This is a genomic window from Pseudomonas sp. 273 (assembly GCF_029201425.1).
GTDB classification, from domain to species: Bacteria; Pseudomonadota; Gammaproteobacteria; order Pseudomonadales; family Pseudomonadaceae; genus Pseudomonas; species Pseudomonas delhiensis.
This window is the reverse complement of the sequence record NZ_CP116775.1, coordinates 6,860,901-6,882,276: the sequence shown is the minus strand read 5'-3', so window position 1 is coordinate 6,882,276 and position 21,376 is coordinate 6,860,901. Positions and strand designations below refer to the sequence as shown.

Annotated in this window: 17 protein-coding genes and 1 pseudogene; 5 read left to right on the top strand and 13 right to left on the bottom strand. The window is 67.2% G+C overall.

Translation table 11 applies throughout. The features are described from left to right. Positions 1-59: 59 nt before the first annotated feature. From PKO50_RS31470 to PKO50_RS31460, 3 genes are all read right to left on the bottom strand, one after another. Positions 60-1,055 carry a FecR family protein gene (locus PKO50_RS31470; protein WP_275628196.1) on the bottom strand — a complete coding sequence of 332 codons (996 nt, stop codon included), beginning with the start codon at positions 1,053-1,055 and terminating at the stop codon, positions 60-62. After that, a complete protein-coding gene (locus PKO50_RS31465) occupies positions 1,045-1,638 on the bottom strand; it encodes an RNA polymerase sigma factor (RefSeq protein ID WP_109934348.1) in 594 nt (197 codons plus the stop codon). The genes PKO50_RS31470 and PKO50_RS31465 overlap by 11 nt, the downstream gene beginning before the upstream one ends. Positions 1,639-1,753: 115 nt before the next feature. Continuing rightward, positions 1,754-2,668, bottom strand: coding sequence for a LysR substrate-binding domain-containing protein (locus PKO50_RS31460; RefSeq protein ID WP_064584908.1), 915 nt, complete (start codon positions 2,666-2,668; stop codon positions 1,754-1,756). A 222-nt stretch (positions 2,669-2,890) separates the two neighbouring features. Between PKO50_RS31460 and PKO50_RS31455 the strand changes: the two genes are divergently transcribed. Beyond that, the gene (locus PKO50_RS31455; RefSeq protein ID WP_109934349.1) at positions 2,891-4,315 is read left to right on the top strand and encodes an aspartate ammonia-lyase; all 1,425 of its coding nucleotides are present in this window, start codon (positions 2,891-2,893) and stop codon (positions 4,313-4,315) included. A gap of 209 nt (positions 4,316-4,524) precedes the next feature. Here the strand turns inward: PKO50_RS31455 and PKO50_RS31450 are convergent. From PKO50_RS31450 to gbcA, 10 genes and pseudogenes are all read right to left on the bottom strand, one after another. Next, positions 4,525-5,726 (bottom strand): annotated as a pseudogene (locus PKO50_RS31450) (ISL3 family transposase). A 332-nt stretch (positions 5,727-6,058) separates the two neighbouring features. Next, entirely contained in the window at positions 6,059-6,361 is a 303-nt protein-coding gene (zapA, locus tag PKO50_RS31445) for a cell division protein ZapA (protein ID WP_109934350.1), read from the bottom strand. Next, the gene (locus PKO50_RS31440; protein ID WP_009614252.1) at positions 6,358-6,588 is read right to left on the bottom strand and encodes a hypothetical protein; all 231 of its coding nucleotides are present in this window, start codon (positions 6,586-6,588) and stop codon (positions 6,358-6,360) included. The genes zapA and PKO50_RS31440 overlap by 4 nt, the downstream gene beginning before the upstream one ends. A 211-nt stretch (positions 6,589-6,799) precedes the next feature. Continuing rightward, the gene (locus PKO50_RS31435; RefSeq protein ID WP_275628195.1) at positions 6,800-7,573 is read right to left on the bottom strand and encodes an electron transfer flavoprotein subunit beta; all 774 of its coding nucleotides are present in this window, start codon (positions 7,571-7,573) and stop codon (positions 6,800-6,802) included. Positions 7,574-7,651: 78 nt separating this feature from the next. Next, a complete protein-coding gene (locus tag PKO50_RS31430) occupies positions 7,652-8,884 on the bottom strand; it encodes an electron transfer flavoprotein subunit alpha/FixB family protein (protein ID WP_275628194.1) in 1,233 nt (410 codons plus the stop codon). Between the two features lie 307 nt (positions 8,885-9,191). Then, positions 9,192-11,153: a dimethylglycine demethylation protein DgcB gene (gene dgcB, locus PKO50_RS31425; protein ID WP_275628193.1), complete on the bottom strand. Its 1,962-nt coding sequence runs from the start codon at positions 11,151-11,153 to the stop codon at positions 9,192-9,194. Positions 11,154-11,264: 111 nt separating this feature from the next. Continuing rightward, positions 11,265-13,325 carry a dimethylglycine demethylation protein DgcA gene (gene dgcA, locus PKO50_RS31420; protein WP_109934355.1) on the bottom strand — a complete coding sequence of 687 codons (2,061 nt, stop codon included), beginning with the start codon at positions 13,323-13,325 and terminating at the stop codon, positions 11,265-11,267. A 49-nt stretch (positions 13,326-13,374) separates the two neighbouring features. Then, positions 13,375-13,905 (bottom strand): DUF5943 domain-containing protein, encoded by a 531-nt coding sequence (locus PKO50_RS31415; protein ID WP_043256596.1) that lies wholly within the window; start codon positions 13,903-13,905, stop codon positions 13,375-13,377. A gap of 130 nt (positions 13,906-14,035) precedes the next feature. Further along, positions 14,036-15,013: a dipeptidase gene (locus PKO50_RS31410; RefSeq protein WP_109934356.1), complete on the bottom strand. Its 978-nt coding sequence runs from the start codon at positions 15,011-15,013 to the stop codon at positions 14,036-14,038. 683 nt (positions 15,014-15,696) lie between these two features. Further along, complete coding sequence (gene gbcA, locus PKO50_RS31405) at positions 15,697-16,986, bottom strand: glycine-betaine demethylase subunit GbcA (RefSeq protein WP_109934357.1); 1,290 nt, start codon at positions 16,984-16,986, stop codon at positions 15,697-15,699. A 448-nt stretch (positions 16,987-17,434) separates the two neighbouring features. Between gbcA and gbcB the strand changes: the two genes are divergently transcribed. From gbcB to PKO50_RS31385, 4 genes are all read left to right on the top strand, one after another. After that, a complete protein-coding gene (gbcB, locus tag PKO50_RS31400; protein WP_275628192.1) occupies positions 17,435-18,538 on the top strand; it encodes a glycine-betaine demethylase subunit GbcB in 1,104 nt (367 codons plus the stop codon). A 311-nt stretch (positions 18,539-18,849) separates the two neighbouring features. After that, positions 18,850-20,136, top strand: a complete 1,287-nt coding sequence (locus PKO50_RS31395) for an FAD-binding oxidoreductase (RefSeq protein WP_275628191.1) — start codon at positions 18,850-18,852, stop codon at positions 20,134-20,136. A 60-nt stretch (positions 20,137-20,196) separates the two neighbouring features. After that, the gene (locus PKO50_RS31390) at positions 20,197-20,976 is read left to right on the top strand and encodes an NYN domain-containing protein (RefSeq protein ID WP_275628190.1); all 780 of its coding nucleotides are present in this window, start codon (positions 20,197-20,199) and stop codon (positions 20,974-20,976) included. A 64-nt stretch (positions 20,977-21,040) separates the two neighbouring features. Further along, positions 21,041-21,361, top strand: a complete 321-nt coding sequence (locus PKO50_RS31385; RefSeq protein ID WP_275628189.1) for a DUF2845 domain-containing protein — start codon at positions 21,041-21,043, stop codon at positions 21,359-21,361. Positions 21,362-21,376: the final 15 nt, after the last annotated feature.

Genomic DNA, 21,376 nt, shown 5'->3' with positions numbered 1-21,376 from the left:
GCCCACTACACGGAGCAGCCCTATGGGTACCTCAGTGCCCGGCGGAAATTTTTTTCGCGTCAGCGGATCAGCACGAAACGCCCCAGCAGATGCTGCTGGCGGAAGCCCACCACGGCCTGCAGCGAATCCAGCGCCGCCTGCGGGTCGTGGCTGGGGAAGCTGCCGCTGACGCGGCGCTGCGCCAGCTCGTCGTCCAGCAGCAGGATGCGCCCCGGGTACCAGGGCGCCAGGCGCTCCAGCACCTCGCCCAGCGAGGCGCGGTAGAAGGTCAGCCAGCCCTGGCGCCAGGCCAGCGCGGCGCGGCCGTCGGCGCTCTCGGGGGCGCCCAGGGTGGCGCCGAAGCTCACCCGCTCGCCGGCGCCCAGCACCACCTCCGGCGCGCCCACGGCCCGGCTGGCGCGCACCGCCACGCGGCCCTCGGCCACGGTGACGCGGGCCTGGTCGCCCAGCCGGCGGACTTCGAATTCGGTGCCCAGCACCCGTGCCTCGCCCTCGCCCACCCGCACCACAAAAGGCCTGGGCAGGTGCCGCACGGCGAAGGAGGCGGCGCCGCGCAGCAGCTCGACGCGGCGCTGCTCGCCGTCCAGGGACACGGCCACAGCGCTGTCGGCGTCCAGCGTCAGGGTGGAACCGTCGACCAGCGTCACCTCGCGCACTTCGCCCGGGGCGCTGACGTAGTCGGCGGCCAGGTCGGCGTACCAGTGCCCCGGCTGCCACCAGCCGCCGGCCCAGAGCATCAGCAGCAGGCAGGCGGCGCTGGCCAGCGGGTACAGCCAGCGCCGCGGGTTGCCGCGCCTGCGGCTTCGCGGCGGGTGCTGCATGGCGGCCAGGTAGCCCTGCAGGGCAGCGCCCTCCTCCGCCGCCAGGCGCCGCGCCGGGCCTTCGCTGAGGCACCAGAGCGCCTCGGCTTCGGCGTAGGCCTCGGCGTGCGCCGGGGCTTCGTCCAGCCAGCGTTGCAGCGCCCCGGCATCCGCCTCGCCGCCGTGCACGCGCACCAGCCACTGGCGCGCCTGGCGCCGGGCGTCGGCCGGGAGGGTCGGGGTGTCAGGCGTCATGGCGTGGAGCTCCGCTGCGGGCGGCCGGTGCGGCGGGCTCCAGGCTCGCCTTGCAGGCATCGAGGGCGCGCATCATATGTTTTTCCACGGCGCTGCGGGTAACGCCCATGGCCTCGGCTATTTCGCCGTAGGTGCGGCCGTGCACGCGGCTGAGCAGGAACACGTGGCGGGTGCGTTCGGGCAACGCGCGCAGGGCTCGTTCGACGCGCTCCAGCTCGGCGCCGGCCTGCACCGCCTGTTCCGGCGACGGTTGCGCGGCGTCCTCGTCGGGCAGCAGCACGCTGAGGGTGCGGCCGCGCGAGTCCTCGCCGCGCAGGTGGTCGATGGCCAGGTTGCGCGCGCTGCGCAGCAGGTAGGTGCCCATCTCCTCCACCGGTTCCTGCGGGCGCTTCCAGAAGCGCAGGAAGAGTTCCTGGACCAGGTCCGCGGCGGTGGCCCGGCAGCCCACGCGGCGGCGTACCAGGGCCTCCATGCGCGGACGCTGGCTGAGGAACACGCGCAGGAAGTCCTCGCGCCCTGCGCTTTCGCCGGGCGCCGTCGGTTCGGCCGCGGGCGGCCGGACGGGGGACTCGTGGTCGGACATGGGGTGGCGGGCTCGCCAGCGGTCCGCGCCGGGCCGGCGCGAGGGGGAAACCCCTGGCAAAGGCGCAAATGATAATGCTTATCAAATAAGCATCATAGCCCCGGCCGTCCCCGCCTCAGGCGCTCTCGCCCAGCCCCAGGCCGCCTTCCAGCTTGCGCCAGAGCAGGCGGATCTGCGCCTTGCGCACCAGGGCGCAGCGGTACAGGCGGATTTCCTGCGGCACCACCCAGTGCGGCCCGCCGCACACCGCCAGCTCGCCGCGGGCCAGCTCCGCCTCCATGCTCAGGCGCGGCACCCAGGCCACGCCCATGCCCTGCAGCGCCATGCTCTTCAGGCTGTCGGCCATGGCCGTCTCGTAGACCGTGGTGTAGCGCAGGTTGCGCTGGCGCAGCAGCAGGTTGACGCCGCGGCCGAGGAATGCGCCGGCGCTGTAGGCCAGCAGCGGCACGCTCTGGCCGCTGTCGAGGTCATACAGCGGCAGGCCGGCGGAGTTCACCGCGCACACCGGGAGCATCTCGGTGCGCCCCAGGTGCAGCGAGGGGAACACTTCCGGGTCCATCTGCAGCGCCGCGTCCGGGTCGTAGAAGGCCAGCATCAGGTCGCAGCCGCCCTCGCGCAGCAGGTGCACGGCCTCGCCGACGTTGGTCGCCACCAGGCGGCTGGCGATGTTCAGGCCCTCGGCGCGCAGCCGGGCGATCCACGCCGGGAAGAAGCCCAGGGCCAGGGAGTGGGCGGCGGCGAACTGCAGCACTTCGCCCTGCCCGCCCTCCAGGTGGTGCAGGTGGCGCACCACCTGGCCGAGCTGCTCGACCACCGCCCGCGCGGTGACCAGGAACAGCTGGCCGGCCTCGGTCAGTTCGATGGGCGTGCGCTGGCGGTTCACCAGGGTCAGCCCGAGGGCGTCCTCCAGGCTGCGGATGCGCCGGCTGAAGGCCGGCTGGGTGACGAAGCGCTTCTCCGCGGCCTGGGAGAAGCTGCGGGTGGTGGCCAGGGTGCTGAAGTCCTCCAGCCATTTGGTTTCCAGGTTCACGTCGTCTCCTCCCGGCGCGGCGGGATGGTCCTGATCGATAGGTCAGTGGATGAACGGGCGCGCATAGCATGGCCATACGCTCGCCGTCATCAGGTCGTCACAGAATACATTATGCCGTTTGTGCATGAGACAGCTTCCAACAGCATTGGCCGACGATCGGCGAAATCCCTAGTCTACTGGGCATCGCGGCGCTGGCCGTGTCCTCCTGAGAAAAATCTCATCATGTCCCCTGTTGCATCGTTCCGCATCGAGAAAGACCTCCTCGGCACCCTCGAAGTACCTTCTGACGCCTACTACGGCATCCAGACCCTGCGCGCTGTGAACAACTTCCGCCTCTCCGGTGTGCCGCTGTCGCACTACCCGAAGCTGGTCGTCGCCCTGGCGATGGTCAAGCAGGCCGCGGCCGATGCGAACCACAAGCTGGGCCACCTGCCCGCCGACAAGCACGCCGCCATCAGCGAAGCCTGCGCTCGGCTGATCCGCGGTGACTTCCACGAGCAGTTCGTGGTCGACATGATCCAGGGTGGCGCCGGTACTTCCACCAACATGAACGCCAACGAGGTGATCGCCAACATCGCCCTCGAAGCGATGGGCCACGCCAAGGGCGAGTACAAGTACCTGCACCCGAACAACGACGTGAACATGGCGCAGTCGACCAACGACGCCTACCCGACCGCCATCCGTCTGGGCCTGCTGCTCGGCCACGACACCCTGCTGGCCAGCCTCGACAGCCTGATCCAGGCCTTCGCCGCCAAGGGCGAGGAGTTCGCCAACGTACTGAAGATGGGCCGCACCCAGCTGCAGGACGCGGTGCCCATGACCCTCGGCCAGGAATTCCATGCCTTCGCCACCACCCTGGGCGAAGACCTCGACCGCCTGCGCCGCCTGGCCCCGGAACTGCTGACCGAAGTGAACCTCGGCGGCACCGCCATCGGCACCGGCATCAACGCCGACCCCGGCTACCAGCACCTGGCCGTGCAGCGCCTGGCGGCCATCAGCGGCCAGCCGGTGGTCCCGGCCGCCGACCTGATCGAGGCCACCTCGGACATGGGCGCCTTCGTGCTGTTCTCCGGCATGCTCAAGCGCACCGCGGTCAAGCTGTCGAAGATCTGCAACGACCTGCGCCTGCTCTCCAGCGGCCCACGCACCGGCATCAACGAGATCAACCTGCCGCCGCGCCAGCCGGGCAGCTCGATCATGCCGGGCAAGGTCAACCCGGTGATCCCGGAGGCGGTGAACATGTGCGCCTTCGAGATCATGGGCAACGACCTGGCGCTGACCATCGCCGCCGAAGGCGGCCAGCTGCAGCTGAACGTGATGGAGCCGCTGATCGCCTACAAGATCTTCGACTCGATCCGCCTGCTGCAACGCGCCATGGACATGCTGCGCGAGCACTGCATCACCGGCATCACCGCCAACGTCGAGCGCTGCCACCAGCTGGTGGAGCACAGCATCGGCCTGGTGACCGCGCTGAACCCGTACATCGGCTACGAGAACGCCACCCGCATCGCCAAGGTCGCGCTGGAAACCGGCCGCGGCGTCCTGGAGCTGGTGCGCGAGGAGAAGCTGCTGGACGAGGCCACCCTGGCCGACATCCTGCGCCCGGAGAACATGATCGCCCCGCGCCTGATCCCGCTGCGCGCCTGATGCACCGCCCGGCGCGAGCCGGGCACGACTCACCGGTCGAGGGGCAGTACCCGCCTCTCACCCTTCAGGGATGGGTTATCCCCCATCCCTTCTTTTATGCCCGGCGCGACGGGACTTCCCGCAGCGCCACGTCTCACCGGTCGAGAGGATATTCAGCCCTCTCTCCATTCATAGGGACGCCACGGACTGTGGTGTCCCTTTTTTTAGGTTCATCGCGCTTTCCCGGGGAAGGCGGCCTTGATTTTCAGGAAGAAGTAGGCGGAGTCCCTGAAGCCATAGGCCATGCGCTTGATCACCTTGATGCGATTGTTTACCCCTTCCAGCAGGCTGGTGTGCATGGGGAAGCGAGCGCTGGCCAGGATGCCTCGGGCGTATTTGCGCAGATTGCGAGCGAAGCGTTGCAGCGGGGCCAGGCCACTGTCCCTGGCGTGGCGCAACCAGTCCCGCCAGCGGCGCCAACCCTCCCGCACGCTGGGGCGTACCAGATTTCCTTGAGCGCATCCTTGAGCACGTAGACCGTGGCCAGTGGCTGGTTGGCCTCGAGGATTTCCTGCAACTGCACGGCTTGCTGATCCTTGAGGTTTTCGCGATTGCGCAGCAGCAACCAACGACTCTGCTTGATTACCTTGCGTGCCGCTTTGTCCTGGCGTAGCGCGTTGGCCTGATCGACACGGATGCGGTCGATCACCTCCCGGCCATAGCGAGCCACCACGTGGAATAGGTCGTAGACCACTTCGGCACGGGGGCAATGCTGTTTTACTTCCAGATCGAAGGCGGTGTTCATGTCCATCGCCACGGCCTCGATTTGCTGGCAGCGCTCACCGAGCAGTTCGAAGAACGGCTGAATCGCCTCGCGGCTGTTGCCATGCCCGACCCACAGCACGCGTGTCCGCTGCGCATCCATGATCACGGTGGCGTAACGATGTCCTTTGTGAAGAGCGAACTCGTCCATCACCAGGCGGCGAACATCACCCGGCTCGAAAGCACCGACTGCGGCCTCTAGACGACGTTTGTCGAGCTGCTTGAGCGTGTGCCAATGCAGACCGACGAGGCGACTGACGTGACTGATGGGCAGTAATTGCAGCAAAGCCTCGAGCCAGATGCGCAAGCGCTGGGTCAAGCGCGACGCTGGCTCCAGCCAGTCGATCCGCTCGGTCACCCGACCACAGCGCAGGCAGTCGACGCGGCGCACCGGCAGTTGGAGCAGGACGCGCTGGTCGAACAGATCGCGATCACGCACCCGGCGAATCCGCCGTTCGTGGATTAATGGACTGGCCTGACCGCAGCGCCCGCATTTGGGGACAGCGCTGGCGTGAGGCTTGAGCTCGATCAGCAGGGTGCTGTCGGCAGATGGGTGGCAGGCGATGACTTCGTAGCCTGGCCAGAAAGCAGCAAGATCAATAGGATGCACGGCGACAGCAGGGGGTGGGGTTGGTTCGTTTGGCGACTGCCAATCTACCCGCTTCCCTGACTGTCAATCCGCTCTTTCCCCAGACTCCGCGAAGAACCTTTTTTTATGCGTGCATATCCGCCCTGCGGGATGTCGCCGAGCGTAGGGCGAATAACCGTTCGCGGTTATCCGCCGCTACACCTTTCTTGTCGGCAACTTCGTGGTTGAGCTTGGTGTGGCTTTGAGGGCTGCTCCGTGCTCGGCGGCGAGTGGCATGGGGCCGAGGTCAAACGGCGGATAACGCCTGGGGCGTTATGCGCCCTACGTTGGGGTGACGGAGCAGAGGGCGGGGATCAGTCCTGCGCCTGCAGGTGCGCGCGGATGCGCCGGTTGAGCGCGGCCAGGCGCTCCACCGTGCGGCTGTCTTCTTCGTCGTTGTCTTCAGCGCGTGGCGCCAGCTGGCGGGCGCAGAGGTTCAGGGCGCTGAGCAGCAACAGTTCGTTGCTGGTGACGTAGGGGAATTTCTGCTTGGCGGCGGCGAGCTCCGCCTGCAACAGGGCGGCGGCCTCCTGCAGGGCGCGCTCCTCGCCGGCCGGCGCCTTGACGCTGTAGTCGCGGCCGAGGATGCGCAGGACGCGCACGCCGTCGTTGCTCATGCGCTGGCGCGGCTGTCGCTGACGCGGCGGACCAGGGCCTGCAGGCGCACGGCGGTGGCGTTGTGCTTCTCTTCCTGCTCCATCAGCTGCAGTTGCAGGGCGTCGTTGTCTTCGCTGGCCTTGCCGAGGCTGTCGCGCAGCTGGGCGTTGTCGTCGGCCAGTTGCTTGTTCTGCTGCAGCAGCTCAGCCACTAGTTGTTCGAGCTGTTCGATAGTGCTGTCGAGCATGGGAGTCTCCGAGGCCGTGGTAAAGGTCGCGGAGGATAAAGAAAAGTCGCCTGTGCGGCCAGGGAAATACGCGCTTTCCTGACGGAAAGTATGCTGTCAATTCAATAGCTTAGACGCTGAATTTCGTGAGCTTTCAGCGACTTGGCATCGCACCACTGTAGGAGCGGGCCCTGCCCGCGATTCGCGCGCAGGGCGCGCTCCTACAGTCACTTCAGCGAATCACGCCTTCCTCGCGCAGCAGCTTGAAGATGGCTTCGGCGCCCGCCTCAGGGGCCAGGTCCTTGAGCACCTGGCCGGTGCCGCCGGAGGCCTTGGCGGTGGCGGCCTTCATGCGTTCGGCGCCGGTCTTGGCCTTGATCACCTTGAGCCGCTTGGGCCGCGGGCGTGCCGGTTGCAGGCTGCTGGCGGCGAGCAGGTCGTCGGCCAGCACTTCCACCTCGTGGGCCTCGACGAAGCCGCGCCGCGCCGGGCCGAAGGCGCTCTGGCGCGCCACCGGGGCGGCGTTGTCGACGCTGGCGACGAAGGGCAGGCGCACCTTCAGCCGGCGCCGCTGGCCGCGCGGCAGGGCCTGCAGCACCTGGGCGCTGCCACCCTCGACCCTTTCCACCTCGGCCAGGCCCACCACCAGCGGCCAGCCCAGGCGCTCGGCGAGGAGGAACGGCAGCATGCCGGAGCCCTCGCCGGTCTCGGCCTGGCTGCCGGTGAGCACCAGTTGCGCGCCGGCGCCACCGAGGTAGTCGACCAGCGCCGGCAACGCATCGGCGCCGGCCGGTTGTTCCAGCACGGCGAGTTCGTCCAGGCCCATGCCCAGGTAACTGCGCAGCGCCTCTTCCTGCGGGTTGCCGGCGTGCAGCACCTGCAGGCGCTTGCCGGCCAGGCGCAGGCCCAGTTCGACGGCACGGGCATCCTGCTCGGCACGCCGGGCACGGCCGGAGGCCGGATGGGCACCGATGGAGACCAGGGCGACTACGTTCAGATCGGTCATCGTTCGTACCTATGGATAAGGACTAGCACCGTGCTGCGCTCTTGCTTGAAGCTTGCAGCTTGAAGCTTGCCGCTGCTTTCAAGCCGCATCCCGCGCCCCTCCCTGCCGATACTCCTCGACCAGGCGGATCAGCGCCTGGAGGATCGCCGTGGAATCGCCAATCACCGAGAGGTCGGCGCGCTTGATCATGTCGCAGCCGGCGTCCATGTTCACCGCCACCACCTTGTCGCAGGCGCCGATGCCCTGCAGGTGCTGGATGGCGCCGGAGATGCCCACCGCCAGGTAGACCCGCGCGGTGACCCAGGTGCCGGTGGCGCCGACCTGGCGGTTGCGCGGCATGTGGCCGTCGTCCACCGCCACCCGCGAGGCGCCCTCGGTGGCGCCCAGGGCAGCGGCGGCACGGTGGAACAGGTCCCAGTCCTGCACGCCGTTGCCGCCGGAAAGGATGAACTCGGCCTCGGCCATGGGAATCTGCGCCGGGTCCACGGCCACCGGGCCGAGGTCCTCGATGCGCGGCAGGTTACGCGCCACGCCGCCGTCCAGGCCGACCGGGCGGGCCTCGTGGCGCGTCTCGCTGACCGGCTCGGCGCACTCGGCGGCGGCCAGGATCAGCCGCGCCAGCGGCCGCTGCAGGTCCTGCTGGCCGGCGCCGGCGCGGCCAATGCAGTGCTCGCCCTCGGCCTGCCAGACGCGGGTGGCCGGGCGCTCGCCGAGGCTGGCGGCCAGGCGCCGGCCCAGCTCGCCGCCACCGCTGCGGCTGTCGGGCAGCAGCCAGTGGCGCGGGACGAACTGGCCGTCCACGGCGCGCAGCGCCAGCACCCGCTGTTCCGGGGCGTAGCCTTCGTATTCGTCGCCTTCGACCTGCAACAGGCGGTCGACGCCGGCGGTGTCGAAGGCGCTTTCCTTGTGCTCGCCGAAGACGATGGCCAGTACCGCGCCGGCGTCGCCGGCGAGCTTGCGGGCCAGGCCCAGCAGGTCGCGGTCGTGGCTGCTCAGGCGGCCGCCGACCATGTCCGGCACCACGGCGATGTAGAAGGCCGGCTGCTCGATGACCTGCAGCGGCAGCTGCACCACTTCCGGCGCGCTGGAGCGCTTGCCGACGGTGCCCTGCTGGCCGCCGGAGCGGTCGATGCGCCTGATGCCGCTGGGGCCGATGAAGCCGACGGCATGGGGGTTCTTGCGGACCAGGCCATTGGGGCCCATCCAGCGCACCTCGCCGCCCTGGGCGGCCTGCATGGCCTGGTGCAGCGGGTGCAGGCGGTTGCGGGCGATCCACTCGGCGCGCGGGTCGCGGCGGATGATGTCGCTCATGCTTGGGCCTCCAGGGCGAATATGCTCTTCGTAGGAGCGAGCTTGCTCGCGAACGGGTTGGCATTGACGCTCGGGCTACCCTCTCCCCCCGCCCTCTCCCTGAAGGGAGAGGGAGCTATTCGTGCTGCCCTGTAAGAAACGGTGCATGTGGTCAGTCCAGTGCAGCGGGCAAACCAGCTAAAGCCGACGTCCGCCGTGGCAGAGACGGTCCCCTCTCCCTTCGGAGCGGGGCGCGCAGCCAGGGTTAGGGAGAGGGCCTGCGGACTCACAGTCAGCACAGGACCCAAAGTGAGGAACACCGTTCTCATCAATGCACCCCCGCCACTTCTTCACGCCGCGCCGGCTTTTTTGCCGGCGCCTCCGCGCTCTCGACCAGCACCTCCGCCACCAGCTCGGCGATGTCCTTGATCTCCGGGCGCGGGGCGACCACGCCTTCGAGCATCGCGGTGCACTGCGGGCAGCCCACGGCCACCAGCTCGGCGCCGGTCTCCTTGATGTCGACCATGCGCATGTCCGGGATCCGCTGCTTGCCGGGGATGTCGGTGATGGGCGCGCCGCCGCCGCCGCCGCAGCAACGCGAGCGGAAGCCGGAGCGTTGCATCTCCTTCACCTCGATGCCGATGGCCTTGAGCACATTGCGTGGTGCTTCGTACTCGCCGTTGTAGCGGCCCAGGTAGCAGGGGTCGTGGTAGGTGACGCTGTCGGCCTTGCTCTGGCCCAGTTGCAGCGCGCCGGCCTTCACCAGTTCGTCGATGAAGGTGGTGTGGTGCAGCACTTCGTAGCTGCCGCCCAGGGCGCCGTATTCGTTCTTCAGCACGTGGAAGCTGTGCGGGTCGCAGCTGACGATGCGCTTGAAACGGTACTGCGCCAGGGTGGCGATGTTGCGCCTGGCCAGGCTCTGGAAGGTCGCCTCGTCGCCCAGGCGGCGGGCCACGTCGCCGCTGTCGCGTTCTTCCAGGCCGAGCACGGCGAAGTCCACCCTGGCTGCCTTCAGAATCTTCACGAAGGCCCGCAGGGTGCGCTGGTTGCGCATGTCGAAGGCGCCGTCGCCGACCCAGAACAGCACCTCGGCCTGCTTCTGCTCGCTCATCAGCGGCAGGTTCAGGTCGGCCGCCCAGTTCAGCCGGCCGCCGGGGGCGAAGCCGCCGGGGTTGTCGGTGGCGATCAGGTTCTCCAGCACCTCGGCGCCCTTGTTCGGGGTGGCGCCCTTCTCCAGGGTGAGGTGGCGGCGCATGTCGACGATGGCGTCGACGTGCTCGATCATCATCGGGCATTCCTCGACGCAGGCGCGGCAGGTGGTGCAGGACCACAGCGTCTCGGCGTCGACCAGGGCCTTGCCTTCCAGCGAGACGATGGGCAGGTGCGGGCCGCCGCTGTGCTCACCCAGGGGCTTGCCGGGATAAGGCGAGCCGGCGAACTTGGCGTCGTTGCCGCCGGCCAGGCCGATGACCATGTCCTGGATCAGCTTCTTCGGGTTCAGCGGCTGGCCGGCGGCGAAGGCCGGGCACATGGCCTCGCACTTGCCGCACTGCACGCAGGCGTCGAAGCCCAGCAGCTGGTTCCAGGTGAAGTCGGTGGGCTTTTCCACGCCCAGCGGGGCCATGGGGTCGCTCAGGTCCAGGGCCTTGAGGCCGGTGGAGCGGCCGCCGCCGAAGCGTTCGGCGCGACGGTGCCAGGCCAGGTGCAGGGCGCCGGCGAAGGCGTGCTTCATCGGCCCGCCCCAGGTCATGCCGAAGAACAGCTCGGATACGCCCCAGGCCACGCCGATGGCGAGGATGGCCGCCAGGAACCAGCCGCCGAAACCTTCCGGAAGAATGCCGGCCACCGGCAACGTGGCGATGAAGAAGCTTGCGGAGAACATCAGCAGGCTCTTCGGCAGGCGCATCCACGGGCCCTTCGACAGCCGCGAAGGCGGGTCGAGACGGCGCTTGGCGACGAACAGCGCGCCGCCGAACATCAACGCCGTGGCCGCCAGCAGGGCGAAGCCGAGGATGCGGCTGTGCAAACCAAAGCCATGCACGACGATCGCCAACAGCGCCGCCAGGACGAAGCCGCCGGCGGTGGCCACGTGGGTCTTGGACATGTACTTGTCGCGCTCGACCACATGGTGCAAATCCACCAGGTAGCGGCGCGGCACGGCCAGCAGGCCGCCGAGCCAGTCGACCTTCGACGGCCGCCCGCGGCGCCACATGGCGAAGCGCTTCACGGCGCCGAATGCGGCCAGTGCCAGAGCGGAGAAAAGTAGGATGGGAAGCAGTGTGCTCAACATGGATAACCACCTTGGCCGCAGCTGCAAGCGACAAGCCTCAAGCTGCAAGCAAGAGCCAGATCCCGCTCCGGCTCTTGCTTGCGGCCTACAGCTTGCAGCTTGGCGCTGCTCTTAGAAGTCCTTGCACAGCCGCAGCGCGTCGTAGATCGCCGCGTGGGTGTTGCGCTGGGCCACGCAGTCGCCGATGCGGAATAGCAGGTAGCCGTCGCCGGGCTCGGAAAGGCACGGTTGCGGCTTGATCGCGAACAGCGCCTCGACGTCGATCTGGCCCTTGTTGCGCGAGCCCTGCTTGAGCGCGTAGTACAGGCTCTCGTCCGGCCGCACGCCGTTCTCCACCACCACCTGGTCGACCACCCGCTCCTCTTTCGCGCCGGTGTATTCGTTCTCCAGCACGGCCACCAGCTTGTCGCCCTCGCGGTAGACCTTCTCCAGCATCAGGTCGCCGGTCATGATCACTTCCTTGGGGTACATGCTGCGGTAGTAGGTGGGGAAGGTGGTGCCACCGATGGCCACGCCGGGCTTGATGTCGTCGGTGACGATCTCCACCAGCGCGCCCTTGTCGGCGAGGAAGTCGGCCACCGACATGCCGCTGAACTCGCAGATGGTGTCGTAGACCAGCACGTTCTTGCCGGGGGCGACCTTGCCATCGAGGATGTCCCAGCTGCTCACCACCAGGCCCTCGGCGGCGCCCCAGTGCTCGTTCTGTTCGAGGAACGGGTGGCCGCCGTTGGCCAGCACCACGATGTCCGGGCGCAGGTCCATGATGGTGTCGGCATCGGCGCCGGTGCCCAGACGCAGGTCGATGCCCAGGCGCGCCAGCTCCAGCTGGTACCAGCGGGTGATGCCGGCGATCTGGTCGCGCTGCGGCGCCTTGGAGGCGGTGGTGATCTGCCCGCCGAGCTGGTCCTTCTTCTCGAACAGGGTCACGTCGTGGCCGCGCTCGGCCGCCACCCGCGCGGCCTCCATGCCGGCCGGGCCGCCGCCGACCACCACCACCTTGCGCTTCACGCCGGTGGTCTTCTCGATGATGTGCGGTACGCCCATGTATTCACGGCTGGTGGCGGCGTTCTGGATACACAGTACGTCCAGGCCCTGGTACTGGCGGTCGATGCAGTAGTTGGCGCCGACGCACTGCTTGATCTGGTCCACCTGGCCCATCTTGATCTTGGCGATCAGGTGCGGGTCGGCGATGTGCGCGCGGGTCATGCCGACCATGTCCACGTAGCCGCCCTCGAGGATGCGCGTGGCCTGGTTCGGGTCCTTGATGTTCTGTGCGTGCAGCACCGGCACGTTGACCACTTCCTTGATGCCCGCCGCCAGGTGCAGGAAGGGCTCCGGCGGGTAGGTCATGTTGGGGATGACGTTGGCCAGGGTGTTGTGGGTGTCGCAGCCGGAGCCGACCACGCCGATGAAGTCGAGCATGCCGGTGTCGCTGTAGTACTTGGCGATCTGCTTCATGTCCTCGTGGGACAGGCCGTCGGGGTGGAACTCGTCGCCGCAGATGCGCATGCCCACGCAGAAGTCGTCGCCGACTTCCTTGCGCACCGCCTTGAGCACTTCCAGGCCGAACTTCATGCGGCCCTCGAAGGTGCCGCCCCATTCGTCGGTACGCTTGTTGACCCGCGGGCTCCAGAACTGGTCGATCATGTGCTGGTGCACGGCGGACAGCTCGACGCCGTCCAGGCCACCTTCCTTGGCGCGACGGGCAGCCTGCGCGTAGTTGCCGATCACCCGCCAGATCTCTTCCGGCTCGATGGTCTTGCAGGTGGCGCGGTGCACCGGTTCGCGGATGCCCGAGGGCGACATCAGGGTCGGCCAGTTGAAGCCGTCCCAGCGCGAGCGGCGGCCCATGTGGGTAATCTGGATCATGATCTTGGCCCCATGCTTGTGCATGGCGTCGGCCAGGTTCTGGAAGTGCGGGATGATGCGGTCGGTGGACAGGTTCACCGAGCTCCACCATTCCTGCGGGCTGTCGATGGCCACCACCGAGGAACCGCCGCAGATGGCCAGGCCGATGCCGCCCTTGGCCTTCTCCTCGTAGTACTTCACGTAGCGCTCGGTGGTCATGCCGCCGTCGGTGGCGTAGACCTCGGCGTGGGCGGTGGAGAGCACGCGGTTGCGGATGGTCAGCTTGCCGATCTGGATCGGCTGGAACATTGCCTCGAAAGCCATTGCGGCATCCTCACGGAATCAGAGGTTCTTGTTGTGGGTGCGAGCCGGGTCAGAGCGGCTTGACGATGAACAGGCCGTCGTCGTGGCCTTCTTCCGAGCCGCTGTAGACCTGCTCGGCCACGGTGCGGATGCTGCTGCCGCGGGCCTGGAGAATCTGGTCCATGGCGCCGGCGAACCAGCCGGTGAACATGTAGTCGACCTTGCGGTTGACCTTGCCGTACACGTATACGAAGGCGGAGTGCTTCAGGCGCACCTGGGCGGTGCCCTTGTCGAGGTCGATCTGCTCGATCTGGAACAGGCCCCAGCCACGCTGGGACAGGCGCTTCATGTAGTGCTCGAACACCGCCACGCCTTCGATGCCATGGCATTCGGCTTCCTTCTCGCACCAGTGCCAGGCGGACTTGTAGCCGGCCTTGTAGAGGATTTCGGCATAGCGCTCGGCGCCCAGCTCCTCCTCGATGCCCATGTGGTTGTTGACGAAGAAGTGCCGCGGCACGTAGAGCATCGGCAGGGCGTCGGTGGTCCAGACACCGGTTTCGCTGTCGACTTCGATGGGCAGTTCGGGGGCGTGTTTGGCCATGGCTCGGTTCTCGGAATGCGGTTGATTAACGTGGCCGGCGTGGCCGGCATGATGGGTATCGCTGCGCTCCACCCATCCTACGAAGAGGTCTGGAGGCCCGGCACCGGGTGCGCGGGCACTCCGCCAGGGCTTACTCGCCCCAGACGTCCGCCAGGACGCGCACCCAGTTCTCGCCCATGACCTTGCGCACCACGCGCTCGGGCATGCCGCGCTTGAGGAGGGTCTCGGTGAGGTTGGGGAACTCGCCCACGGTGCGGATGCCCAGCGGGTTGATGATGGTGCCGAAGCGCGTCAGGCGACGGGCATAGCCCTTGTCGTGGGTGAGATACTCGAAGAAGTCCTGGCCATGGCCCTGGGTGAAGTCGGTGCCGATGCCGATGGCGTCCTCGCCGACGATGTTCATCACGTACTCGATGGCCTCGGCGTAGTCGTCGATGGTCGCGTCCACGCCCTTGGCCAGGAACGGCGTGAACATGGTCACGCCGACGAAGCCGCCGTGGTCGGCGATGAACTTCAGTTCCTCGTCGGACTTGTTGCGCGGGTGCTCTTTCAGCCCGGAAGGCAGGCAGTGGGAGTAGCAGACCGGCTTTTTGGATTCGAGGATGACTTCCTCGGAAGTCTTGCTGCCGACGTGGGACAGGTCGCACATGACGCCGACGCGGTTCATCTCCGCGACGATCTCGCGGCCGAAGCCGGAGAGCCCGCCGTCACGCTCGTAGCAGCCGGTGCCGACCAGGTTCTGGGTGTTGTAGCACATCTGCACGATGCCCACGCCCAGCTGCTTGAACACCTCGACGTAGCCGATCTGGTCCTCGAACGCGTGGGCGTTCTGGAAGCCGTAGAGGATGCCGGTCTTGCCCAGCTCCTTGGCGCGGCGGATGTCGGCGGTGCTGCGGACCGGGATGACCAGGTCGCTGTTGTCGCGGATCAGCTTGTTGCTGGCGACTATGTTGTTCACCGTGGCCTGGAAGCCTTCCCACACGGACACGGTGCAGTTGGCGGCGGTCAGCCCGCCCTTGCGCATGTCCTCGAAGAGTTCGCGGTTCCACTTGGCGATGATCAGGCCATCGATGACGATGCTGTCGGCGTGAAGTTCGGCTGGGCTCATCTGGCGTCTCTCTATATCAGGCAAGGCTTGTCAGGCTTGGCGCGCCGGGACTTGTGCCGGCGCTTTGGGGGCAGCATATCCCCGGGTGACGGGGCGGCCCGATTCGAAAACGACCAGGGTCGTACCGAAAGCGTCAAGGCGGCGACATGCGCGACACCGAAGGCGTCGCGGACGGGCATATGGGTATGAGGGCAGCGGTTTAGAGAGCCTGGGGGAATGAGCGGGGATGGCTTTTCGTGGGAGCGAGCTTGCTCGCGAATGGGGGTTGCCGGAAGGAATTGGCGCAGGATGAAAGAGCACCCTCTCCCTAACCCTCTCCCTGAAGGGAGAGGGGACCGTTCGGAGTGCTCGGATATTTCAGAGTCAGCCGGCAGCTCTGCAGTTTCCGGCTAAAGCCATGCTCATCTCGGCACGGACAAGCCCCCTCTCCCTTCAGGGAGAGGGCTGGGGAGAGGGAGCGGAGTCAACCCAACACACCAGAGCCGCCTGGAAACTCTGTTCGCGAGCAAGCTCGCTCCTACGAAAAGCAGCCGAACCCTCAACGATTCCGCCAACAAGCCACCAGGTTCCACACCATCAGCAAGCCGACGACCACCGAGCTGCCATAGAACAGCAGGCTATCCACGCTATCCCCTCCGAAATGCAGGCGCCCCCGGGAAGGGGGCGCCAGGTGGACGAACGGCTTACTCGTGGGCGACCAGCCGCGCGTGGGCGGACTCTTCGCCGAGGTTGTTGAGCATGCGCTCGCTGTACCAGTCGAGGAAGTTGATCACGCCGAACTCGTAGGTCTTGGAATACGGGCCCGGCTGGTAGGCGGTGGAGTTGATCCCGCGCTGGTTCTCCTCGGCCAGGCGGCGGTCCTGGTCGTTGGTGGCGTCCCACACCTCGCGCAGGCGCTGCACGTCGTAGTCCACGCCTTCCACCGCATCCTTGTGCACCAGCCACTTGGTGGTGACGACGGTTTCCTGCGCGCTGATCGGCCACACGGTGAAGACGATCAGGTGGTCGCCCATGCAGTGGTTCCAGGAGTGCGGCAGGTGGAGGATGCGCATCGAGCCCAGGTCGGGGTTCTTGATGCGGCCCATCAGCTTCTTGCTGCCCGGCTTGCCGTCCATGGTCATGGACACGGTGCCGTCGAGCAGCGGCATGCGCACGATGCGGTTGCGCAGGCCGAAGCTGGCGTGGGCATAGGGGATCTTCTCCTCGTCCCAGGCCTTGGTACAGGCCGCCACCTGGTCCTTGAACGCCTGGCTGGCACGCGGGTCGGTGACGTCATCCCACTCCAGCAGGGTCTTCAGCAGCTCCGGGTGCGAGCCGTTGCAGTGGTAGCACTCGCGGTTGTTCTCGATCACCAGCTTCCAGTTGGCCGCTTCCCTGATGGTGGTCTGCACGGCGACCTTGGTGTTCTCCATGTCGTACGGCTCCATGTAGTGCTCGAGCGTACGCAGGAAGTCGTCGATGGCCGGCGGGTTCTCGGCCAGGGAGATGAAGATGTAGCCGCCGGCGGTCTTCACGTTCACGGGCTTGAGGCTGTAGTCCTTCATGTCGAAGTCGGCGCCCATCTCGGTGCCGGCGAACAGCAGGCGGCCGTCCAGCTCGTAGGTCCACTGGTGGTAGGGGCAGACCAGCTTGGCCACCTTGCCCTTGTCGCTCACGCACAGTCGCGAGCCGCGGTGGCGGCAGACGTTGTGGAAGGCGTGGATCTTGCCTTCGGCGCCGCGCAGCACGATGACCGGGTTGTCGCCAATCTGCACGGTGAGGAAGTTGCCCTTGGCGGGGATCTCGCAGGTCATGCCGGCGATCAGCCATTCCTTCTGGAAGATCTCCTGCATGTCGAGCTTGAACAGGCGCTCGTCGTTGTAGAACGGCTGCGGCAGGGAGAAGGAATGGTCACGGGTACGCAGCATTTCGGCGGTGGCCTTGCGGGCCTGTTCCAGCGGATCGCCCAGACTCAGGGTGGTGGTGACGTCCATCGGTTGGTCCTCATGCCCCGCCGGGAGGCGGCGGTGGCGAAATTGGGTGGCTGATAACGGTTCTACGCTACGCAAGGTGGCTTTCACGGCCTTCGGCACTGCGGTGGCTCCGCAATCCCGCCCTGCCGATGGACGGGGCCCGCGGCGGCGGGCATGAAGGTCAGACGCTCTACTGGATTACCTTCGTCTCGGCTGGAAGGCAGTGTGCGTCCGGGCCTTGCGGGTGCCTTATCCATGGGCGACACGACCGCATCCGTTTCCGACGCGGTAGCCCGCGCCCCAGGCGGCAGGTCGCGATAAGCATGCAAATGTCGCTGGCAGGTAAATGGGGGCACGGCGCGTGCGCACAATCGGCCCCATCAGGCATGCCGAAAAGGCCGGGGCGAGCGTCCCCGCCCGGCGCTGCCCCATTCGGCCGGGAAACGGCCTGCGTGCGCGGAGAGACATCATGTCGACCAGCAACTTCCTCAATCCGGTGAACACCCAGACCTGGACCAACGGCCGCCACCTGGTGCGCTGTGTCAAGGCCATCCAGGAGACCTGGGACGTACGCACCTTCTGCTTCATGGCCGACCAGCCGATCATGTTCTTCTTCAAGCCCGGGCAGTTCGTCACCCTGGAGCTGGAGATCGACGGCCAGCCGATCATGCGTTCCTACACCATCTCCAGCTCGCCCTCGGTGCCCTACAGCTTCTCCATCACCATCAAGCGGGTGCCCGGCGGCAAGGTCTCCAACTGGCTGCACGACAACCTCAAGGAAGGCGACCAGGTCCCGGTGCACGGCCCGGTGGGCAACTTCAACGCCATCGACTTCCCCACCGACAAGGCGCTGTTCCTCTCCGGCGGCGTCGGCATCACCCCGGTGATGTCCATGGCGCGCTGGTTCTTCGACACCAACGGCGCGGTGGACATGGTCTTCGTGCACAGCGCGCGCACGCCCAAGGACATCATCTACCACCGCGAGCTGGACCACATGGCCTCGCGCATCGCCAACTTCAAGGTCCACCTGATCTGCGAGAAGTACGAGATGGGCGAGGCCTGGGCCGGTTACCGCGGTTTCCTGAACAAGGCCATGCTGCAGCTGATAGCGCCGGATTTCCTCGAACGCGAGGTGTTCTGCTGCGGCCCCACGCCCTACATGCACGCGATCAAGCGCCTGCTCGAAGCCGAAGGCTACGACATGTCGCGCTACCACGAGGAAGCCTTCGGCCCGACCCCGCCGGAAGTCCGCGAGGAAGTGAAGGAACTGGCCGCCGAAGCCGCCGAGGCCCCGGAAATCCCCGCCGCCGACCTGCACAACGTGGAGTTCTGCGAAACCGGCAAGAGCATCCGCGTGGCCCCCGGCGAAACCGTCCACGCCGCCGCCGCCAAGCTCGGCCTGCACATCCCCAAGGCCTGCGGCATGGGCATCTGCGGCACCTGCAAGGTGATGAAGCGCTCCGGCGAGGTGGACATGGAACACAACGGCGGCATCACCGACGAGGACGTGGCCGAGGGCTACATCCTGTCGTGCTGCAGCGTGCCGAAGGGGGATGTGGTGATTGAGTATTGAGTGCGCTCGGGTAGGCCACGGAGCGATGGTTCGACCCCGCTCCCTCTCCCTAGCCCTCTCCCTGAAGGGAGAGGGGACCGTTCGGAGCGCTTGGATATTTCAGAGTCAGCCGGCAGCTCTGTAGTTTCCGGCTAAAGCTATGCTCATCTCGGCACGAACAAGCCCCCTCTCCCTTCAGGGAGAGGGTTGGGGAGAGGGCGCTCTCCCCCAAGCTCCAGTCCCCCAAGGAATCCCAACCCGAAGATTTTTCAATTGCCCTCCCCGCCCCAACGGCTAAACACTCGTTCAACAACTCAAGGGACGAGTCCGCCATGCCCAGCTTCACCCAGACCTACTACGAAGCCACCTCCGAGAAACCGGCCTTCCCCGCGCAAACGGGCCGCCTAGACACCCGCGTGTGCATCCTCGGCGGCGGCCTGGCCGGGCTCAACACCGCCCTGGGCCTGGCCGAACGCGGCATCACCGACGTGGCGCTGCTGGAATCGCACTACGTCGGCCACGGCGCCTCGGGACGCAACGGCGGCTTCGTCTTCGGCGGCTACAGCCTGGGCAACGCCGACCTGCTCGCCACCCTCGGCGCCGAGGAAGCCCGCCGGCTCTACCACCTGACCCTCGAAGCGGTGGACCTGATCCGCCAGCGCGCGCGCCGCTACGACATCGACTGCGACCTGCTGGACGAAGGCGTGATCCTGGCCAACTGGTTCAACGACCCGGCCCGCCTGGAAACCCCGCGGCGCCTGATGAAGGAAGCCTACGGCGTGGACTGGGAGCCGATCTCCGCCAGTGCGCTCAGGGAACAGCTCAAGACCGAGCGCTACTTCGGCGGCCTGCTGGAACGCAACGCCTTCCACTTCCACCCGTTGAAATACGTGCGCGGCGTGGCCCGCACCGCTGCGGGAATGGGCGTGCGCATCCACGAAGACTCGCCGGCCCTGGGCATCGAAAAACGCGACGGGCGCTTCGTGGTGCGCACCGCCGGCGGCGAAGTGCACGCCGAACAGGTGGTGTTCTGCGGTGGCGGCTACGCCCGCGGCGTGTACCGCCCCATCGAGCGCGCGGTGCTGCCCATCGCCACCTACGTCATCGCCACCGAGCCCCTGGGCGAGCGCCTGAAGGACGCCATCGCCAGCCAGGCCGCGGTCTACGACACCCGCTTCGCCTTCGACTACTACCGCCCGCTGGCCGACACCCGCATCCTCTGGGGCGGGCGCATCTCCATTCTCGACCGCGGCCCGGCTGCCATCGCCGCCCTGCTCAGGCGCGACCTGACGCTGGTTTATCCACAGCTGGAAGACGTGAAGGTCGAGTACTCCTGGGGCGGCCTGATGAGCTACGGCCGCCACCAGATGGCGCAGATCGGCCAGGACCCGGCCGGCATCTGGCACGCCATCGGCTTCGGCGGCCACGGCATGGCGCCGACCACCGTGGCCGGCGAAGTGCTAGCCGACGCCATCAGCGGCGCCAGGGCGGTGCCGGCCGGCTTCGCCCGCTTCGGCCTGACGCGCGCCTTCGGCCTGGCCGGCCTGCTCGCCGCCCAGGCCACCTACACCGCCTACGAGGCCCGCGACGCTCTCGACAGCCGCCGTCTCAACGGCTAGCGCTGGTGCCCGGCGCGCTACCGGTCTAAGGTCGTTGCAAGCCTTCAGACCGGAGTACCCATGGCGACCAAGACCACCCCCAACCGCCAGCAGACGCACCTGGCCGTACTGATCGACGCCGACAACGCCCCCGCCGCCATCGTCGAGGGCCTGTTCGAGGAGATCGCCAAGTACGGCGTGGCCAGCGTCAAGCGCATCTACGGCGACTGGACCCAGCCGCAGCTGGGCAAGTGGAAGCAGGTGCTGCTCGACCACTCCATCCAGCCGATCCAGCAGTTCGCCTACACCAAGGGCAAGAACGCCACCGACAGTGCGCTGATCATCGACGCCATGGACCTGCTCTACACCCGCCGCTTCGACGGCTTCTGCCTGGTCTCCAGCGACAGCGACTTCACCCGCCTGGCCGCCCGCCTGCGCGAGGAAGGCCTGATGGTCTACGGCTTCGGCGAAAGCAAGACGCCGGACCCCTTCGTGCGCGCCTGCGACAAATTCATCTACACCGAAATCCTCCGCGCCGACCCGGTGACCCCGGCGGAACCGGCGGAAACCGGCCAGCCCCAGGAACCCAAGGCGCCAGTCGCCAAGCCCAAGCCCCAGCGGGTGCCGCTGGACTTCATCGCCAAGGTGCTCGACGACATCGCCGACGAGGAAGACTGGGTGCAGCTGGGTGCCCTCGGCCAGAACATCAGCAAGCTGCGCCCGGCCTTCGACCCGCGGCTGTACGGCTTCAAGAAACTCAGCGACCTGATCAAGGGCCACCCCAAGCGCTTCGAACTGCAGGCCCGCGGCGGCAGCAACAGCGGCGGCAAGGACCTGTACGCGCGCAACGTGCGCAAGTGAGCCGCGTCAAAGGCACGGGATAGAGCGAGCCGGTATGCTGGGGCGGTCATCCAGGAGGAAAGCCATGACCGCCCTATCCCGCAGCCTCTTCGCCGCCCTGCTGCTAGGCCTGGCCCTGTGCGCTAGCGCCCAGGCCTCGACGCTGCGCTGCGGCACCCAGCTGATCAACGAAGGCGACAAGATGGACGCGGTGCTGGAGAAATGCGGCGCGCCGACGAAACGCGAGGTGATAGGCCCACTCCCACCCCGGCGTGGCCCGGACGGCAAGTTCATCCCCGGCGGCCCAACCTTCGAAGTCTGGACCTACCCTCCACAGAACGGCGCCACGCGGGTACTGCGCTTCCGCGAAGGCATCCTGACGCAGATCGATACCGAGTTCCGCTGATCCCCGCCGCTGTTC

Bases quoted from the DNA above. Each gene is read 5' to 3' on its own strand.
- PKO50_RS31470 (WP_275628196.1), bottom strand. From the start codon at position 1,055: ATGACGCCTGACACCCCGACCCTCCCGGCCGACGCCCGGCGCCAGGCG.
- PKO50_RS31465 (WP_109934348.1), bottom strand. From the start codon at position 1,638: ATGTCCGACCACGAGTCCCCCGTCCGGCCGCCCGCGGCCGAACCGACG.
- PKO50_RS31455 (WP_109934349.1), top strand. From the start codon at position 2,891: ATGTCCCCTGTTGCATCGTTCCGCATCGAGAAAGACCTCCTCGGCACC.
- zapA (WP_109934350.1), bottom strand. From the start codon at position 6,361: ATGAGCAACGACGGCGTGCGCGTCCTGCGCATCCTCGGCCGCGACTAC.
- PKO50_RS31440 (WP_009614252.1), bottom strand. From the start codon at position 6,588: ATGCTCGACAGCACTATCGAACAGCTCGAACAACTAGTGGCTGAGCTG.
- PKO50_RS31435 (WP_275628195.1), bottom strand. From the start codon at position 7,573: ATGACCGATCTGAACGTAGTCGCCCTGGTCTCCATCGGTGCCCATCCG.
- PKO50_RS31430 (WP_275628194.1), bottom strand. From the start codon at position 8,884: ATGAGCGACATCATCCGCCGCGACCCGCGCGCCGAGTGGATCGCCCGC.
- dgcB (WP_275628193.1), bottom strand. From the start codon at position 11,153: ATGTTGAGCACACTGCTTCCCATCCTACTTTTCTCCGCTCTGGCACTG.
- dgcA (WP_109934355.1), bottom strand. From the start codon at position 13,325: ATGGCTTTCGAGGCAATGTTCCAGCCGATCCAGATCGGCAAGCTGACC.
- PKO50_RS31415 (WP_043256596.1), bottom strand. From the start codon at position 13,905: ATGGCCAAACACGCCCCCGAACTGCCCATCGAAGTCGACAGCGAAACC.
- PKO50_RS31410 (WP_109934356.1), bottom strand. From the start codon at position 15,013: ATGAGCCCAGCCGAACTTCACGCCGACAGCATCGTCATCGATGGCCTG.
- gbcA (WP_109934357.1), bottom strand. From the start codon at position 16,986: ATGGACGTCACCACCACCCTGAGTCTGGGCGATCCGCTGGAACAGGCC.
- gbcB (WP_275628192.1), top strand. From the start codon at position 17,435: ATGTCGACCAGCAACTTCCTCAATCCGGTGAACACCCAGACCTGGACC.
- PKO50_RS31395 (WP_275628191.1), top strand. From the start codon at position 18,850: ATGCCCAGCTTCACCCAGACCTACTACGAAGCCACCTCCGAGAAACCG.
- PKO50_RS31390 (WP_275628190.1), top strand. From the start codon at position 20,197: ATGGCGACCAAGACCACCCCCAACCGCCAGCAGACGCACCTGGCCGTA.
- PKO50_RS31385 (WP_275628189.1), top strand. From the start codon at position 21,041: ATGACCGCCCTATCCCGCAGCCTCTTCGCCGCCCTGCTGCTAGGCCTG.